This is a genomic window from Microbacterium sp. zg-YB36 (assembly GCF_024623575.2).
Classification (GTDB): Bacteria; Actinomycetota; Actinomycetes; order Actinomycetales; family Microbacteriaceae; genus Microbacterium.
This window is the reverse complement of sequence record NZ_JANJFD020000001.1, coordinates 1,249,215-1,267,127: the sequence shown is the minus strand read 5'-3', so window position 1 is coordinate 1,267,127 and position 17,913 is coordinate 1,249,215. Positions and strand designations below refer to the sequence as shown.

Genomic DNA, 17,913 nt, shown 5'->3' with positions numbered 1-17,913 from the left:
CGCGGTGTCCGCCCCACCCGCCACCGCGAAATGAGGGTCCTGCGCCCTGAGCGTACTCAGCATTTCCGCTGCCTGCCGGTGTGTATGGTGTGCACGGATAGAAAGGCGGCCACCGTGGCACAGGGCAAGAAGCTCGTCATCGTCGAGTCCCCGACGAAGATGAAGTCGATTCAGGGATACCTGGGCGATGACTACGAGGTGCTCAGCTCGGTGGGCCACATCCGCGATCTCGCGGATAAGAAGGACATCCCGGCGGACAAGAAGGCCGCCTACGGCAAGTACTCGATCGACGTCGACAACGACTTCGATCCGCTCTACGTCGTCAACGACCGCAAGACCAAGACGGTCGCCGAACTCAAGCGCGCACTGAAGGGTGCCGCCGAAGTGCTGCTCGCCACTGATGAGGACCGCGAGGGCGAGGCCATCGCGTGGCACCTCCTCGAGGTGCTCAAGCCCAAGGTGCCGGTCAAGCGCATGGTGTTCCACGAGATCACCAAGGACGCCATCCAGGCGGCCGCCGAGAACACCCGGGAACTGGACCACGCGCTCGTCGACGCGCAGGAGACCCGCCGGGTGCTCGACCGCCTCTACGGCTGGGACGTCTCGCCGGTGCTGTGGCGCAAGATCGGCAGTGGCCGCGAAGGGCAGGCGCTCAGCGCCGGCCGCGTGCAGTCCGCCGCGACCCGCATGGTCGTCGAGCGTGAGCGTGAGCGCATGGCGTTCGTCTCCGCGTCGTACTGGGACGTCGAGGCCACCGCCGCCAAGGACGGCGCGAGCTTCGGCACGCGCCTGGCCCGCGTCGACGGTCTGCCGCTGGCCCGCGGCACCGACTTCGACGACCGCGGTGAGCTGAAGAAGGCCGTCATCGTCTTCGATGAGAAGCAGGCGCGGGAACTGGCCGAGGCCATCGCCGCGAAAGCCACGGCATCCGTCACCTCCGTCGACTCCAAGCCCGGCACCCGCAGCCCGAAGGCGCCGTTCACGACGTCGACGATGCAGCAGGAAGCCGGCCGCAAGCTCTCGATGAGCGCGAAGCACGCCATGAGCGTTGCCCAGCGGCTCTACGAAAAGGGCTTCATCACTTATATGCGTACCGACTCGACGGCGCTGAGCACGCAGGCGATCGAGGCGGCCCGGGCGCAGGCGACGGCGCTGTACGGCGCGGCATCCGTGCCCGACAAGCCCCGCGAATACCGCAGCAAGAGCCGCAACGCCCAGGAGGCGCACGAGGCGATCCGCCCCTCCGGCGAGCAGTTCCGCACGCCGGCATCCGTGGCGGGCGAGCTCGACCGCGAGGAGGCGCGCCTGTACGACCTCATCTGGAAGCGCACTGTCGCGAGCCAGATGGCCGACGCCAAGTACGAGACCACCACGGTCGTCCTCACCGCCACCGCGGCCGGCCGCAGCGCCGAGTTCACCGCGTCGGGCACCGTTTACACGTTCAAGGGCTTCCTCGAGGCGTACGAAGAGGGCCGTGACGAGAAGCGCAGCGACGCCGACCGTGACGCCGACCAGTCGCTGCCCATCCTCGCCGTCGGCGACACCCTGTCGCTGCGCGAGGTGGAGCCCAAGGGTCACGCCACGAGCCCCAAGCCTCGCTACACCGAGGCGAGCCTGGTCAAGGCGCTGGAGGAGAAGGGCATCGGCCGTCCGTCGACCTTCGCCAGCATCATCGATGTCATCCTCGACCGCGGCTACGTCACCAAGCGCGGCCAGGCACTCGTGCCCAGCTGGCTGTCGTTCAGCGTCGTGCGTCTGCTCGAGCAGTACTTCGCCGACCTGGTCGACTACGACTTCACCGCCGCGCTGGAAGATGACCTCGACGCCATCGCCCGCGGCGAGCAGCAGCGGGTCGCGTGGCTGAAGGACTTCTACTACGGCTCCAAGGACCACGTGGGCCTGCGTCACATCGTCGACAACCTCGGCGACATCGACGCGCGCGAACTCAACTCCACGCCCATCGGCGACGTGGCCACGCTCCGCTTCGGCAAGTACGGGCCGTACCTGGAGGTCCCCGACCCCAGCGGCGACCCCGAGGCCAAGCCCCGCATCGTCAACGTCCCCGACGAGCTCGCCCCCGACGAGCTGACTCCCGCCCGCGCACAGGAGCTCATCGACGCTCCGGTGGCCGGGGACCGGGTGCTGGGGGAGAACCCCGACAACGGCAAGCTGGTCGTCGTGAAGGACGGCCGATTCGGCCCGTACGTGCAGGAAGTGGAGCCGGTCGATCCGGATGCCGCCGACGCCGAGACCGGTGTTGTCGAAGAAGCACCGAAGAAGAAGACCACGCGTAAGAAGGCGGATGCCGCCCCGAAGCCGCGCACCGCGTCGCTGTTCAAGAGCATGTCGGTCGAGACGGTCGACTTGAACACCGCGCTGAAGCTGCTCGCGCTGCCCCGCGTCGTGGGTGTGGACCCCGAAACGGGCGCCGAGATCACCGCGCAGAACGGCAGGTACGGCCCGTACCTGAAGAAGGGCACCGACTCGCGCACGCTGCAGAGCGAGGACCAGCTCTTCGACATCACCCTCGACGAGGCCCTTGCCGTGTACGCGCAGCCGAAGTACGGCGCCCGCGGCGCGTCGAGCGCGCTGAAGGAATTCGAGGCCGACCCGGTCAGCGGCAAGCCGATCAAGCTGAAGGACGGCCGCTTCGGTCCGTACGTCACCGACGGCACGACCAACGCCACCATCCCGCGCGGCGAGAACGCCGAAGAGATCACCTTCGAGCGCGCCGTCGAGCTGTTGGCCGACAAGCGCGCGAAGGGACCGGCGCCCAAGCGCGCCACCGCCCGCAAGGCTGCGCCGCGTAAGGCCGCGGCCAAGAAGTGAGCGCTGCGGGTCTCTGGGTCACGTTCGAAGGTGGCGACGGGGCCGGAAAGACCACCCAGGCCGGCCTGCTGCACGAGTGGCTGCAGGCGCAGGGGCGCACCGTCGTGCGCACCCGGGAACCGGGCGGCACCGAGGTCGGAGTGCTGGTGCGCGACATCGTGCTGCACCACCGCGGGGACATCGCGCCGCGCGCCGAGGCGCTGCTGTACGCGGCCGACCGCGCGCATCACGTCGCGACCCTCGTTCGTCCCGCGCTCGAGCGCGGCGACGTCGTGATCCAGGACCGCTACCTCGACTCCTCCGTCGCCTATCAGGGCGCCGGGCGGGTGCTGGATGCCGGTGAGGTGCGCGACCTGTCGCTGTGGGCGACCGAGGGCGCCCTGCCCGATGTCACGGTGCTGCTGGATCTGGACCCGGTCGCCGCGCGCACCCGCCTCGACGCCGACGACAAGCCGTTCGACCGGCTCGAAGCCGAGCTCACCGAGTTCCACGAGCGGGTCCGGGCCGGGTTCCTGGAGCTTGCGGCATCCGAACCCGACCGCTTCCTCGTGGTGGATGCCCTGCTGCCCGTCGACGAGATCGCCGCGCGGGTGCAGGCCCGCGTCTCGGCCGCGCTGTCCTGACCGGGCCTGTCGTGTCGATGCCCGTCGATAAGCTGGAGCCCATGGAATCCGCCCCCACCGTGCACTCATTGCCATGGGGGGAGATCTGGGGGCAGGACGAGGCGGTCGCGCAGCTGCAGGCCGCGGCATCCGATCCCGCCGCGATGACGCACGCGTGGCTCATCACCGGTCCACCCGGATCGGGCCGCTCCACCATCGCGCATGCCTTCGCCGCGCAGCTGATCGCCGACGAGGGCGAAGAGCATGTGATGCGCCAGGTGCTCGGCGGCACCCACCCCGACCTCACGACGCTGCGCACCGAGGGCGTGATCATCTCGATCAAGGACGCCCGCTCCCTCGTGGAGCGCTCCTACTTCTCGCCGTCGCTGGGCCGGTACCGCGTGATCGTGGTCGAAGACGCCGACCGCATGACCGAGCGCACCTCGAACGTGCTGCTCAAGGCGCTCGAAGAGCCACCTCCGCGCACCGTCTGGGTGCTGTGCGCGCCGAGCGACGCCGACCTGCTGCCGACGATCCGCTCGCGGGTGCGGACGCTGCGCCTGCGCGATCCCGAGATCGCTGACGTGGCGCGCCTCATCGTGCAGCGCACCGGGGTGGACGAGGCGATCGCCGAGCAGTCGGCCCGGCTCGCGCAGCGTCACATCGGCATGGCGCAGCGACTGGCGACGGATGCCGCATCGCGCGCCCGCCGCGAGCAGACCGTGCGCGCCGTGCTGAGCGTGCGCGGCGTGGGCGATGCCGTGGAGGTCGCCGGACGCATCGTGCAGGCCGCCACGGAAGACGCCAAGTCGCTCACCGCCGACCGTGACGAGGCCGAACGCGCGTCGCTGCGGCGCACGCTCGGAATCGCCGAGGGCGCCGCCGTGCCGCCGTCGGTGCGGGGGCAGATCAATGCCCTCGAGGACGAACAGAAGCGCCGCGCCACGCGCAGCCTGCGCGACGGCATCGACCGGGTGCTCACCGACCTGCAGTCGCTGTACCGTGACACCCTCATGCTGCAGTTCGGCCGCGACGGCGACCTGATCAACCGCGAACTCGAAGCCGACCTGCGCGCCCTCGCCGCGGCGTGGACCATGCAGCGCACCCTCACCGTGCTCGACCAGATCGCCGTCACCCGCACCAACCTCGAGCAGAACGCCGCGCCGGTGCTCGCGCTCGAGAGCATGCTCGTCACCGTCGCCAGCGGAAGGACCCCGTGAGCATTCGCCGCCGTCTCCTGCTCGTCACCTCATCACTCGCCGCGCTCACGCTCGCCCTCACCGGGTGCCTGTCGGCGATGATCCCCGACGAGGCCAAGCCTTCGCCGGGGCCGAGCCGTGCTCCCGTCGTCGACGGCGTCTCTGCCGAGCTGCTGCCGTTCTACGAGCAGGCCGTCGACTGGCAGCCCTGCGACGGCGTCGACGGCGGGTACTACGACTGCGCCACCGTCACCGCACCGCTGAACTGGGACGAACCAGGCGCCGGCGAGATCGACCTCGCCGTCATCCGCCGCCACTCCGACTCGGGTGAGCCCATCGCGTCGCTGCTGACCAACCCCGGCGGACCGGGAGCCAGCGGCGTCGCGCTCGTGCGTGATTCGGCGAGTTTCGCCACCGGTGAGGCGCTGCGGCAGAACTACGACGTCATCGGCTTCGACCCGCGCGGGGTGGGGGAATCCACCGCCGTGCGCTGCTTCGACGCCGCCGAGATGGACGCGTACCTGTACGACCTGCCGCAGAACCCACGCGGCTCCGTCGAATGGGAAGAAGAACTCACCGACCGCAACGCCGAGTTCGCCGAGTCCTGCGAAGCGAACAGCGACGGCATCCTCCCGTACATCACCACGATCCAGGCCGCGCACGACCTCGACCTGCTGCGCGGCGTGCTCGGTGACCACCAGCTGCATTACCTCGGCTACTCGTACGGCACGTTCCTCGGCGCCACCTACGCCAAGCTCTACCCGGAGCGGGTGGGCCGGCTGGTGCTCGACGGCGCCATCGATCCCGCCGTATCAGGGCTGGAGGTCGGCATCACCCAGGCCGTCGGTTTCGAGTCGGCACTGCGCGCGTTCATGGCCGCGTGTCTCGAGGGGCAGGACTGCCCCTTCCGCGGCACGGTCGATGATGCCATGGCCGACCTCGGCACGCTTCTGGCCAGCGTCGACGCACGCCCGTTGCAGGGCGCGGACGGCAGGCAGCTGGGAGCGGATTCGCTCATGACCGGCATCATCGCCGCGCTGTACGCGCAGGGCAGCTGGCCCTTCCTCATCGACGCGCTTGCCGACGCACTCGAGGGCAACCCCGACCTCGCGCTGCAGCTGGCCGACTTCTACAACGGGCGCCAGGGCGGGGTCTACACCGACAACTCGACCGAGGCGTTCCGGGCGTACAACTGCATGGACTACCCGGTGAGCGACGGCACCGAAGAGGCCGCCGCCGAAACGCTGCTGAACGCGCAGGCGCCGACGGTGGCGCCGTACTGGAGCGGCCCGGACTCCTGCTCCGTGTGGCCCTACCCGCCCACCGGCGTGCGCGAGCCGATCGCGGCAGAGGGTGCACCGCCGATCGTGGTGGTCGGCAGCACCAACGACCCCGCCACCCCGTACGAGTGGTCGGTGTCGCTGGCGAACCAGCTGGCCTCGGGTGTGCTCGTCACGCGCGTGGGCGAGGGACACACTGGCTACAACAAGGGCAACGCCTGTGTGGATGCCGCCGTCGAGGCGTATCTCGTGGACGGCACCGTGCCCGAGGACGGCCTGCGCTGCGAGTGATCCGCCGGTTCGCGAGCGCACTTTCGGCCATGTAAGATCGATGATCGTGCACCGCGCAAGCGGAGTACGCCACCTTAGCTCAGACGGCAGAGCGATTCACTCGTAATGAATAGGTCAAGGGTTCGATTCCCTTAGGTGGCTCGGATTGAGGCCCGGATTTCTGCGGAAGTTCGGGCCTCTTCGCTGTCTACGGGGCGCCGCGTGTAGCAAACGTGTAGCAAAACGGCCTAGATCGGGCGGTTCTCGGCACCCCCCTTGCGCCCTCGCCACCGCCGCGACCCGCTACGATCAGCCCGTGATGAAGCGAGCGGGCATTGTGGCCGGAATCCTGGGACTTGGACTACTGAGCGGGTGCGCGGCGGAGCCGGCGGACGACTTGGCCGCATGCGAGGCCGCGTACGACGAGCTGCGGGGCGCCGTGGCGGCCCTGGAGGCCGGTCAGACTGCACCCTCCGCCAGTGCCATGCGCGTACACCTGGAGGCGCTGGAAGAGTCGGCCGGTGCACTGGGTGGCATCCCCGAGCTTACGGACGTCCTGGAGCCCGTGGTGGCCAACCTGGAGGACATGGCGGCGGGTGGGCGGGCGGCACTGACCAACGGGGGCGACAGCAGCGCCCTATCGGCCGCCAGCGCCGAACTCGCCTACTCGATCACCGACCTCCAGGACCACTGCGTGGAGGTCGGTGGCGAGATCTTCACCTTCTGACAGGCACACACTGCGCCCGGAAAGGGTGCGGTCAGACAGCGCCCTTGGTCTGGACCTCCGCACCAACTCGGAGCGCCCAGTAGTCCGACATGGCCTTCTGTCCAGCGTCGTTGGGGTGAACCCCATCGTCGAACAGGGAGGCGAGTGGGGTCGCTCCGGTCGGGTCTGCCGGATCGGAAAGGACCGGGGCCCAGTCGATAACGAGCCCCGGCCAGTCGGCCGCGGACTCTCTGATCCACCTGTTGAGCGCGTGCCAGAGGTTGCGGCGGCTGTTGTTGTTGTGGGTCCGGGGGGGAACGGTGTAGCGGATCAGGGTCGCCCCTGCCGCAACCGCTGCGTCGTACATGGCGGTCAGGTTGGCGATGCTCGTGGCCGTGGGCACGTCCTGCCCAACATCGTTGGTCCCACCCATGACGTGTAGAACGTCGGGCGCAGTGGACAGGGAGGCGCCAACGCGGGCGAGCATCTGCGTGGTGTTGTTGCCCCCGACGCCGTGGTTGTGGAGACCCGAGAACGGAGAGCCGGCCAGCAGGTTGCCGCGGGTCCACCATGCCGGGTTGGCCGTGATGGAGTCCCCGAGCAGGGAAAGCACCTGGGGGGCGGACTCCGGGCCACTGACGGTGATGTGGGAAACCCATCGCCCCGTCGCCGGGTTGCACGTGAGCGTGTGCCCAGCCGCCGCTCCAGCCGCCTGCACGCCGTTCACCTCGATGGATGACCGGGTGGCGGCGTGGTCGTTGCTGATGCCGTGGTTGGCAAGGACCGTGATGGCGCTACACCAGAGCACAACCGCGTAATCGCCGGGCACGAGGAGCACGTTCCCTCCGAGGTCGGCACGCACGTTCGTGCCCGCGCTGGGGGCTGCGGTGATGGCCGACGCGCCGAGCACGTAGAGGCCGGTATGGGCGGCATTGAGGCGAGCGACGTAGACCTGATAGTTGCCGGTCCCGCCGCCGAGCCGGACGTTGACGTAGCGGACCAGGGTGGGCGAGTCCACGCGGAACACGTCCCCCAGCGCCTTGTTCGCGGTGTACCACGAGGCTCCCACACTTCCGGCGAGCATTGACGCGGGCGGGACGAAGTGGCTTCCCCCGGCCGCGGGGATGATGTCAGCCACTCGTGCTGCAACCTTGCCCGTGACAAACGTGGCGTTTAGGTTCGGTTCCGACAGCCGCCCGGTCTCCACGACGGCAGCGGTTTCCGCAACGACTTCCGAGGTCGCATCGACGGCCTGGTTGATCGTCTGGATGGCGACGTTCAGCTTCGTGTCGTAGGGCTTTTCGCCGCGTGTCGGCAGGCTGATATCAGGCATGGGTTACCATCCGTATCCGGTGGGTTCCGGGGTTACCGGAAGGGCGGGCGAGGGAAGCGAGGGGAGCGGCGCAACCGGCCACGGCGTGGCTTCAGGGCGACTGAAGGTGCGGCCTGCTCGGCCGCCGAACGGCACGATCTGGAAGAAGTCGCTGCCGCCCTCCAACTCATCCGCGCGGGCGTAGAAGTTCTTGGCGATCAGCAGGAAGTCGGAGCCCCGCTTGCTGGTGTTCAGCCGCAGGTCATCCGTGGTGATGTCCAGGCCGACCTGCGCGTACTGGGCGGCAAGCGCGGTGTACAGGTCACCGGCGGCGCGGTAGACGCTCCCACCGGCCAGGTTCAGGGCCGCCTCAAGCGCAACGTCGGACCAGACGGCGTAGGACGCGAAGCCGGGCTCGTCAGGCTCCAAGGGGGTGCTGGCGGTGTCGCCGACGGCACTGCGAAGCTGGCCCACCGGGGAGAGCGGATCGAGCGGGTACGCGCCCTTGTTAGCCATGCTGGCCCTTCGGGTTGGTCCGCCTCACCCGAGCGGGTATACAGCTCGGGTGAGGCGGGTTCATGGCTTACGGCGCGATGACGCCGGCGGTCCGCAGCTTGGCGAGCAGGGCGTTGAAGTCGGCGACCAGACCGGCCACGTCAGTCGCGGTGCTGTTGGCCTGCGCGGCGGCGCGCTTCACGCCGCCGTTGACGGTCGCGGTGGCGGCGGGCAGGGGGCCGACCAGCACGAACTCCTGGGGGTCAACGAGCGGGGACGGGTTGGCCCCGGCGACGAGGCTGATGGGCTTCGGGTTCGGCATGTTCACTCCTGGAGGTTTGGTTGCGCGCCCTCTCAGTTTAGTGGACTAAACGGCGTCGAATCAGGCGGCGATTAGTGGACTAACGCAAAGAGGGCCACCCCGCAGGGTGACCCTCTTTGGTCGCGTGCTTACGCGGTGCCGGTGCCCTTCGAGCGGACCACCCACACCGAGTCCCACAAAACGGCGCCACCGAAGAAGCGCAGTCGCAGGCTCGACACGTCGGCATCGAACGAGCCGGCACGGAAGCCAGCGACGTTGCCGCCGAGGATCTGGCCGCTGTCGGAGCGGAAGCGGATCTCGGGGCTCTCGAAGCCGCGGAGGTTCAGGCGCTCCAGCACCGGGCGACGCGTGGTGCCGGGGCGGGGGTACATGAACCACTCGGTGCCCGTGACGCGATCGCTCTCGATGATGTTGAGCGACGGCAGCAGGGCCTGGATCTCGCGGTCGGGCGAGAGGGTGAGCGCGCCGTCCTGGACTGCGATGACGCGGCCGAACTGCGCCAGGTCATACTCCAGGAAGCGAGCGGCGCCCATCGGGACGACGACGTTGACCGTGCCGACGCGGCCGATCTTCCGGCCGTTGATCTCGCGGTTCTCCAGGGCGACCGCCGCGGCGATCAGGCCCTGGGCCGAGAGCGGCGCGTTCGGCAGCGTGGTGGTGCCGTCCGGCAGCGTGACCGCCTCGAGGTACTGGTCAGCCTGGAGCAGTGCGCCCAGGATGTCCGCATACTTCGAGTCGAAGACGATCTGCTGGAACTCCTCCGGGATGCGGTCCAGTTCGCCGAGGAGGTCGTTGATGAGCGCCTCCACGGTGACGTTGAACTGCACACCGCGCTTGACGATGCTCGAGAAGTGAGCCTCCTCCGTCGAGCGAGCCTCGACGATGGGGAACGGCGTGCCCTCGGGGATGACCGCGGCCGCGCCGTACTGGTCGACACCAGCGCCCTCGAAGCCCGCGCTACCGATGACGCCGCGGAGGACGACCGGGTTCAGGTCCTTCACGGTACGCTGCCCCGCGAGGCCGTCGAGGGACTTCAGTTCCTCTTCGAGCTGCGGGATGGCGATCGCCGAGGACAGGTGGGCCACCGAGAAGCCGATGTCGGACGTGGTGAACAGCTCCGCGACGCGGGCCTCCTCCACGCGCGAGCGGCGGGCGGCGGAGAGCATTTCACGAGCGCGCGAGACGCTGGACTCGGTGACACCAACCTGCGGGTTGATGCGGTTGTCGAGCGTGAACTTGTCGCGGTACTGCTCGAGCAGTTCTGCGTAGGTCTTCATGCTCAGGCTCCGATCTTGATGGGGAGAACGCCGGAGGCCTTCTCGTAGGTGGCGGGGTAGTTCACGACGCCCACGCGGGTGTTGCCCGAAGAGGTCATCGTGAGCGCGCCAGCGCTGGTGATGAACACGGGCGTGCTCTGCTCGGTGGAGGTGTTGGCGCCGGTGACGCCCTCGAACTCCCAGGTGCCGTCCGTGGCGACGCCGGCGGCGTAGGTGCCGATGGCGGTTGCCTTGTCGTTGCTGAAGCCGGGGCGGGTGATGCCAGTGACCTTCACGCCGCCGTAGAGCACGTGATCGGGCTTGGTGACACCCACGGTGTCGGTGAGCGAGACGCCGTAGCGGCCGCCCTTGGTGACGAGTGTGCGGGCCGGGGTGGCGGCACCAAGGTCCCAGGTCTCGACGAGGGCGTCGGTCCGCTGGAAGACCTCCTGAGTTGCGACAGCCATCAGAAGCTCCAATCCGTGATCTTGCTGGTGGAGCCGCCGGCGGCGGACTCCGAGATGACGAAGCCGGGCAGCTTGCCTGCGACGGCTTCCTGTGCCTCGACGGCGACCTTCTTCGCGGACTCGATCAGCGGGGTGACGTCCTTGCCAGCCTTGGCGGCGGTGAGGATGTCACTCTCCTGCGAGGGGAGCAGCTTGGCCTCGGAGACCGCCTGGACAGCGGCGGCGTACGACTCGATGGCCGCATCCTTCTCTTCGGTTGCAGCGGTGGCCTTGGCCTCCGCCTCAGCCACTGCGGCATCCGCGGCGGCCTTCTGCTCGGCGACGAAGGCAACGACGGGCTCGAGGGTCTTGGCGAGGGCCTCAACGGCCGACACAAGCTCCTTCAGATCCATGTTGCTTTCCTTTTCTCCGGGCGCCGCGGTGGCACCAGGCTTGTTGCCCTCGGCGAGGCCGAGGGAAGATTCGATGACGCGCAGGGACTCGGTTGCGCGTTCAAAGCGCCCACCACGGCCTGCGGCGACTACGACATCCACGCTGGAGTAGGCGTCCCGCGCGAACGACTCGACTGCGATGCGGCCGTCCTCCATGACGTCGCCCTGTGCGGACATGAAGATCGACATACCGAGGACGTCGGCGAACTCCTCGAAGAAGCTCTTGTACTCGGAGCGGGGCTTGAAGTCGGAATAGAACCCGACTTCGCCCTCGTGCTCCTCAACCGATACGTCGCCCACGAGGCGGCCAGCGATCGACTCAACCGGGCGAAGGTGAGGTTTGCCGGGGTCGATCGGGTGATTCAGGAAGGAAGCCAGACCGGCGAACTTGTCCGCCTCTTCCTGAGTGAACAGTTCGCGGGGGTAGACGCCGGAAGATCCTTCACCAGCGTTGATGATCCGAATGCGGTAGGTGCCGTCGGTGCGCGCGGTCGCCATCGCGGATGACTCGAGCGCGTACCTCTTAACCATGATCCCCAGTCTACGGGGAATTAGTGGACTAAACGCGGTTTCGCGCGAGGTAGAGAACTGCGCGCTCGAGCCGCTCCGGCGAGTCGCCAAATGCACCGAGTCCAACGTTGCACCCCACGCAGAGGACGCCGCGGACGCATGCACCACAGCCGATCTCGCCAGGGCAGCAGGCATGGTCATGGTCGATTTGCATGGTGTCGCAGTCGATAGGCTGGCCACAGCAGCCGCACGCCCCGGTCCGGGCGAGCATGTCTAGCTGCATCGCGGACAAGCCGTATTTGTGTGCGCGCGCGTAGTGGTTGTTGCACATGCCGGCCGCCTTGTAAGGCCGGGCGCAACCATAGACGGTGCAGCGGCCGATGACGCTACCCTCGAGCCGCGTCCGGGTGTAGGAGCCCCGTCGCGCCATTCGGGCACGGTGATTCGGGCAGACCGCATTCGCTTGCGACGAGTCTGCCCGCTTCGCGCAACGAGGGACTGCGCAGTATGGGCGCTCAACTGCGTGAATGCGCTTCGGCGGTGCGTCCATGTCGTGCCCGCGGATTCGCCGCTGGGCGTGCATGCCACAGAGATCCTTGCTAGAAACAGGCTTGCTGCATGAGTCGATCGTGCAGACTAGGGTCACGCCCTTGGGGACGTAGGCGGTATGAGGGGGAGCATCCATGTCGCGACCGCTGCGACTCCGGTTGTAGTGCATGTGACAGTACCCCGCGGCGCCGTAGGGGCGGTCACACCAATCGATGGCGCACCTCTTCACCGGCGTTGATAGCGGTACACTTTCCACGTTGACTCCTCGCAGTCGACCACGCTCCCGGAGGCTGCAACCTCGCGGGAGCTTGTTCCTTCCAGCCTATCGGATTAGTGGACTAAACGGGGCTTTCACCCGGTCACGAAATGGTGTCGTCGCGGGTGTCCCGCGGCGCGCCGCTCGCGTCCCCGAGGCCCGACGAGCGCCCCTGCGTGGGGGCGCTGGTTGACCCCGTGCCGCCGTGACCGTCCTTGTCGATGTCGCGGCGGGCCATCGAAGCGATGTTGTTGGGGATGAGCACGCCATCGGGGGTAGTTCCCAGATCCGGGAGGCCGAGCACACCAGCCGCCAGCTCCTTGTACTTGTCATCGGTGATGACGCCCTGGAGCCAGGGCAGCGTGATGGCCTGGAGCCGGCGGTACACCTCCGCGCCGTCGTCGTAAGGCTGGAAGTAGACCTGGATGTCCTTGCCGGCGTTTTTGCCGGCCATCCAGCGCAGCACGCGCAGATCGAGATCTACGTGCTCGTCGCGGCGGACCTGCATGGCCAGCCGCACGGGCAGGTCCAGGGTTGCGGCCGAACCGTAACTGGAGCCCGCGTCGCCGGGGTTGGAGGTGAGGGCGATGTTGCTGACCGACAGGTTGGTCGCGATGACCGCGATGATTTCGCGGGCCTGCGAGAAGTCGAACGCCTTGCCGGCGGTGCTCATTGCGGAGAGCGTGTTGCCAGCCCCGACCACGGCTGCCCCGCCCGCGCCCGTCGCGGTGGCGAACTGGTTGGCGGCGTTCTGGGCGCCGGCGTTGGTCTTGCCGCTGGCGAGGTAGACGATGGAGGCCATCGCCTCCGACACGTCGAGGCCGTCCATGTAGAGCTGCTTGGCGAAGTTGTTCCAGATCCACGCACCCAGCGCGTCAGGGATGCCGAACTTCCACCCGTCCGTGCTGTTGGCGTGCATGTCGAACGCGGTCCAGCCGGTCTCCACTGTTTCGTTCGTGCCGCCGACGGTGATGTGCTCGGTCTGGAGGTGCTTGTACGTGTCCACGAAGTACCAGCGCTTCATCGGCTCGTACTCGCCGTCCGGCTTGCGATGGGTCCACTCGCGCTTGTAGGCGTAGATGATGGACTCGTCATCCGGGTCCGACAGCGTGCCAGTGACCTGATCGAGGGGGACCACCTTCAGGTCTTTGGTGGCGTCGTTGCCGACCCAGAGCGCGAGGCCTTCGGCGTATAGGCGCTTCTCGCGGCGCATGTGCGCCTGGCTGCTGAAGAACGCCCTCTGGTTGAGCGGGTCGTCGATCTTGTCCTGGACGTTCACTCCGCGGCCGCGGGATTCGCTGGGGATCTTGTCGTAGTGGATGCCGCCCTGCCAGATGTAGGTGGAGCGGAGCATGTAGCCCTGCTTCATCCAGCCGACCTGCGCCGACTCGTGGATCTTCGCGGCCCAGGCCTTCAGGTCGTTGAGGGTCAGCCCTTCCTCTGCGCGGCCGTTGCCGCCGCTGAAGATCTCCCAGCCCTGGTCTTCGCGGGCGAGCATGGCGCGAACGTTGTCCAGGCCCTCCTTGATGATGGAGGACGCGCCAGAGGCGGCACGGTGGTCGGCGTGCTGCGCAGCCTCGAGGACGGTGAGCATCTCTTCGACCAGCCTGGATTCGCGCATAGCCCAAGTCTATGGCCCGTTTAGCCCACTAATTCGGGCAGTTCAGACGGGGAGTGGCCTACGGCGCCGCCGCTCGGCGGTGATTTCGCGAGCTACATCACGCGCTGGCACTGCCTGGTCGACGCCAGCATCCGGGTCGACCCGCACTCGCAGTGCGGCGTACATGGCGGCATCCGCCCGGTCGGGGGAGCCGCCCATCATCGTCTTCATGTCGGACTTCTTGTCGATCTTGATGGCGCCGCTGAGCAGCTTGTAGGTGATGAGCATGAGTTCATCGCGGAGCTGGTTGTCGGCGGGGTCCAGGTCCAGCAGCCCGTCGCGCATCTGATCGGCGAAGTGGTCGTGGATCTCGTCGCGCCAGATTCGCCAGCGTGCGATGTCGGAGGACGACTTGGAGCCGACCACGCGGATGACGTCGTACTCCCGGTCGGAGAACTCGGCAGAGCGCATCAGGTCGGTCGCCACGCCGGAGCCGACTGCGTTACCGTCGATGCGGACTTCGGACGCGCCGAGGTGCTTGGCGATCGCGTGGATGCGGCGCGCGTTGGTGAGCGTGTCCTCCTTGGACCATACGCCGGTCGTCTCGCGCATCTCCAGGCCGTCCTGGTAGGTGATGGTGTCGGCGAAGAGGCGGAGGTTGCCGCCGCGGTTGACGTAGATGACGGACTCGTCGGAACCGGTGGTCGCGATGTCCACGCCGAGGACGACGGGGGTGGTCGGTTCGTACTCGATGACCGTCTCGCGGGCGAGGGTGATGTGCTCCTCGGCGAAGAACGTGTTGTCGGCGTCGCCGGGGAACTCGCCCAGCACCTTTGCCAGGAAGCGGCCATTCGGGGTGCCGCCCACGCGGCGCACGTACTGCTCATCGTCAGGAAACTCGTCGTCGGGCACGAGGTCTCCGCCGACCTTCCAGGCGCGCTCCTTGTGCGCGATCCAGGACTTGGAGGTGAGGCCCTTCAGCATCCCGGCCTGCTTCTGGGGGTCGTCCGGGTAGACGATCTCGCCGGTCATCGTGGGCAGCTCGTACGCGCTGATCGTGTGCAGGTTCCAGTCGGCGCCGGCGTCAGTGGTGAACAGGTTGTAGAACGGCGTTGCCCGGTTGTCGGGGTTTCCGATGCCGAGGATGCGGGAGTCCTGACCTGTCATCACGGCTTCCGCCGCGGTGAGCAGATCTTCGGGGAGGCCGCCCATCTCGTCCAGGCCGACGAGGGTGCGGTATTTTCGTGTTCCCTGGAAGGCGGACACGATGTCGGCGTCAGCGGGACGCTTGCCGATGGCGATGGCTTCCTTACCGGACCCGTCCGGCTTCTGGTAGTTCCATTCGAGCTGCTCGCTGATCCAGCCGATCGGGCGGGCGCCGCCGGTCTGCTTCGCCTGCGTGGCCATGTAGCCGTAGGCGTCCTTGAGGTACTTGAAGATGACGGTCTTGATCTGTTCGCGGCCGTTGGCGGAGAAGAGGGCGAGCGATTCTTCGGGCGGGAACGCGGTGATCCACCAGACGCCCAGGTCGCTGACGGCGAAGGATTTCCCGCAGCCGTTGGCGCTCTTGATCGCGTTGCGGATGCGGCCGTTGCTCGGGGTAGCGCACTCGACCATGATCCCGGCCATCTTCTCGTAGTACCGGCGGCCGAGGACGTCGGAGGCCCAGGCGAGGTAGTCGCGCTGGTAGAGGGACTTGCGGGACCGCTGGGCGATCTCATCCATCGCGGCGTCGAAGACCGCACCGTCAAGGATCATCCCTCGACCTGCTTCTCCTCGATCTTCTCCCGAGCCATCAGGACCGCTTCCTGGACCAGTTCATCCCAGCGGTCGGGGTCCACCTCGTCGCGCAGTGCGCCCTTCATGTAGGTGAGGGAGAGGTCGACAACGCGGCCGAGCTGGCGGCCGACGGTCTCACTGTAGGTGGTCAGGTCGAGTTGCGTGGCCGCGCGCCGCTTGTCGAGCCGCTCGCCGATCAGCTTCAGTGCGGCGAGCTGCGCCTTGGCGTTGTCCAGGTCCATGTACTGCTCTTCGAGCTTGGCCAGGATGCGGCGCATCTTCCAGGTGACGATCGCGTCCTGCTCGGCGTCGGTCAGCCAGTCCTGGGACTTCAGTAGCGCCTTGGTGTGGGCGGCGACGCGGGCGGGGGAGAGGGCGCCGCCCAGTTCGCGGCTGATCTCTTCGGGGGAGCAGTGGTCTGCGAGGCGCAGTATCTTCGCGTCCAGTTCGTTCCTCGCTAGGTCCATTCCCTCAGTTTAGTGGACTAAACGGCATTCCCTGGGGTAAAGTGGGTCTTGTCGGAATCTCCCTTCCGCCTGTGTGGTGCAGTGAAGGCCCCCACCGTTTGAGTCTGACTCCGGTGGGGGCCTTCAGCATGTGCCCTGCTACTTGCGACCTCGCGATGCCGTGCTGATCTCCTCGGCCTCGTTGCGGGCCTGCACACCAGCGGCCTTGCCGTCGTGGTCGGGGGCGAAGTCGATGCCTTCGTCCTCGTCGACCTCGGGAACCGGGGCGGGCTCGGGTGCTGCGTAGACGAACGGCGCCTTGTCGACCGCCCAGCCCCACATCGCCTCTGACAGGTTCACGATGTCCTGCCGGCGGCCGTTGGGGCCGGTGGCGCCCAGGTTGAAGGTCTCCTCGGGGGTGTACTTGATCCAGATGGAGTTGGCGTGCACGGGGGCCGCCATGTGCTGCGAGAGGGCGGTGAAATACTCCTCGACCATCGCGTTGGTGAAGGCGTGCTTCTGGCGCAGCTCGTAGTACGTGCCCGCCAGGATGCGCAGGAACAGCGGGGAGCCGAGGAGGCTGGTCTGGCGGAGCCGGTCGGGGGCCAGGCTGCCGTTCTCGATGGAGGCGATCTGCGGGAAGCATTTGACCAGCATGTCGAGGAAGGCGTCGGTGTTCTTGGCCACCTCGACCTCGTTGAGTTCGCGCTCCAGGACGCGCCCGATGCGGCCTTCGATGCCGACGTTCGTGGTGCGGATGATCTCGGTGACGTGGCGCGCGCTCAGCAGGTAGGGGCCGGTGCGGCCGAGCCGGTCGTTCTCTGGGTCGACGCGGTTCTTCAGCAGGTCGTGCTCGGTGACCAGCGCCAGTGCCCGGTTGACGACCTTGCGCTTGTCGAACAGTGCCTTAACGGAGGCGGTGATGCCGAGCGCGTTGTCGGCGATGTCGAAGAACATCTGCCGGTACTGCTGCATGTTGTCGGTGATCTGGATTTCGACGGACACGCGCTCCTGGACGAAGCGGTCACGCTTGCGCTCGAGAGCCTCGATTTCCTTGATGGCGTCCTTTGCCACCTTGGAGCCTTTGCCTTCGGTGCGCTCTGCGCGCTGGCGGTGGTCGCGGGCCTTCTCGATCTGCTCGGAGATCATCTCCAGGGCCAGGTGGAAGCCGAGGATACGGTGCTGGCCGTCGAGGATCTGGATGTCGGTGCGGCTGCGCTTCGGGTAGGACAGCACCCCGAAACCGATGTTGTCGTCGCCGACGTCCAGCGTCTCATCGAAGCTGAAGATGGCGGGCGCGCGGAGGATGAGACCGGGGATGACCCAGTTGTCGTGCTCCAGGTAATACTGGGCGAACCCGCGGGCGTGAGGCAGGCGGATTCGACGGTTGCCCGGATTCGGGGCGTCCGGGTTGGGGCGCGGGATGTTGTTGATGACCTGATCGGGCGTGAGCGCGACGAGGAAGACGGTTCGGCCACCCTGCTTGTAACGGGTGGCGATGAACCGCTCATCGGTCGTGTAGCCGGAGATCGGTGAGATCTTGGGCTCAGTGGCAGTGGTCATATCTGGTCCTTTGGAATGAACAGTGGACTAAATATGTATCA

General features: G+C 67.5%; 16 protein-coding genes and 1 tRNA gene. 6 read left to right on the top strand and 11 right to left on the bottom strand.

Annotated elements, in window-relative coordinates:
* Positions 1-114: 114 nt before the first annotated feature.
* The 6 genes from topA (at position 115) to NQ151_RS06460 (ending at position 6,907) form a co-directional block, all read left to right on the top strand.
* Complete coding sequence (topA, locus tag NQ151_RS06485; RefSeq protein ID WP_257527466.1) at positions 115-2,829, top strand: type I DNA topoisomerase; 2,715 nt, start codon at positions 115-117, stop codon at positions 2,827-2,829.
* Positions 2,826-3,452 (top strand): dTMP kinase, encoded by a 627-nt coding sequence (gene tmk, locus NQ151_RS06480; RefSeq protein WP_257527465.1) that lies wholly within the window; start codon positions 2,826-2,828, stop codon positions 3,450-3,452. Before topA ends, tmk begins: the two co-directional genes overlap by 4 nt.
* 41 nt (positions 3,453-3,493) lie before the next feature.
* Positions 3,494-4,651 carry a DNA polymerase III subunit delta' gene (locus NQ151_RS06475; protein WP_257527464.1) on the top strand — a complete coding sequence of 386 codons (1,158 nt, stop codon included), beginning with the start codon at positions 3,494-3,496 and terminating at the stop codon, positions 4,649-4,651.
* Positions 4,648-6,201 carry an alpha/beta hydrolase gene (locus NQ151_RS06470; RefSeq protein WP_257527463.1) on the top strand — a complete coding sequence of 518 codons (1,554 nt, stop codon included), beginning with the start codon at positions 4,648-4,650 and terminating at the stop codon, positions 6,199-6,201. Before NQ151_RS06475 ends, NQ151_RS06470 begins: the two co-directional genes overlap by 4 nt.
* A 68-nt stretch (positions 6,202-6,269) precedes the next feature.
* Positions 6,270-6,342, top strand: a tRNA-Thr gene (locus NQ151_RS06465).
* A 154-nt stretch (positions 6,343-6,496) separates the two neighbouring features.
* Complete coding sequence (locus NQ151_RS06460) at positions 6,497-6,907, top strand: hypothetical protein (protein ID WP_257527462.1); 411 nt, start codon at positions 6,497-6,499, stop codon at positions 6,905-6,907.
* A gap of 31 nt (positions 6,908-6,938) precedes the next feature.
* Here NQ151_RS06460 and NQ151_RS06455 read toward each other — a convergent pair whose 3' ends face one another.
* From NQ151_RS06455 to NQ151_RS06410, 11 genes are all read right to left on the bottom strand, one after another.
* The gene (locus NQ151_RS06455; RefSeq protein WP_257527461.1) at positions 6,939-8,219 is read right to left on the bottom strand and encodes an SGNH/GDSL hydrolase family protein; all 1,281 of its coding nucleotides are present in this window, start codon (positions 8,217-8,219) and stop codon (positions 6,939-6,941) included.
* A gap of 3 nt (positions 8,220-8,222) precedes the next feature.
* Complete coding sequence (locus NQ151_RS06450) at positions 8,223-8,714, bottom strand: hypothetical protein (RefSeq protein ID WP_257527460.1); 492 nt, start codon at positions 8,712-8,714, stop codon at positions 8,223-8,225.
* Positions 8,715-8,781: 67 nt separating this feature from the next.
* A complete protein-coding gene (locus tag NQ151_RS06445; RefSeq protein WP_257527459.1) occupies positions 8,782-9,015 on the bottom strand; it encodes a head fiber protein in 234 nt (77 codons plus the stop codon).
* 128 nt (positions 9,016-9,143) lie between these two features.
* Positions 9,144-10,292 (bottom strand): phage major capsid protein, encoded by a 1,149-nt coding sequence (locus tag NQ151_RS06440; RefSeq protein ID WP_257527458.1) that lies wholly within the window; start codon positions 10,290-10,292, stop codon positions 9,144-9,146.
* A 2-nt stretch (positions 10,293-10,294) separates the two neighbouring features.
* Entirely contained in the window at positions 10,295-10,738 is a 444-nt protein-coding gene (locus NQ151_RS06435; protein WP_257527457.1) for a hypothetical protein, read from the bottom strand.
* Positions 10,738-11,700, bottom strand: coding sequence for a hypothetical protein (locus tag NQ151_RS06430; protein ID WP_257527455.1), 963 nt, complete (start codon positions 11,698-11,700; stop codon positions 10,738-10,740). Before NQ151_RS06430 ends, NQ151_RS06435 begins: the two co-directional genes overlap by 1 nt.
* Positions 11,701-11,728: 28 nt before the next feature.
* Positions 11,729-12,010: an endonuclease domain-containing protein gene (locus tag NQ151_RS16755; protein WP_353477560.1), complete on the bottom strand. Its 282-nt coding sequence runs from the start codon at positions 12,008-12,010 to the stop codon at positions 11,729-11,731.
* Positions 12,011-12,587: 577 nt separating this feature from the next.
* On the bottom strand, positions 12,588-14,105 hold the full coding sequence (locus tag NQ151_RS06425) for a hypothetical protein (protein WP_257527454.1): 1,518 nt from the start codon (positions 14,103-14,105) through the stop codon (positions 12,588-12,590).
* Positions 14,106-14,147: 42 nt separating this feature from the next.
* Entirely contained in the window at positions 14,148-15,842 is a 1,695-nt protein-coding gene (locus NQ151_RS06420) for a hypothetical protein (RefSeq protein WP_257527452.1), read from the bottom strand.
* Entirely contained in the window at positions 15,839-16,330 is a 492-nt protein-coding gene (locus NQ151_RS06415) for a hypothetical protein (protein ID WP_257527450.1), read from the bottom strand. Before NQ151_RS06415 ends, NQ151_RS06420 begins: the two co-directional genes overlap by 4 nt.
* A 138-nt stretch (positions 16,331-16,468) precedes the next feature.
* Positions 16,469-17,872 carry a DNA sulfur modification protein DndB gene (locus NQ151_RS06410; protein ID WP_257527448.1) on the bottom strand — a complete coding sequence of 468 codons (1,404 nt, stop codon included), beginning with the start codon at positions 17,870-17,872 and terminating at the stop codon, positions 16,469-16,471.
* Positions 17,873-17,913: the final 41 nt, after the last annotated feature.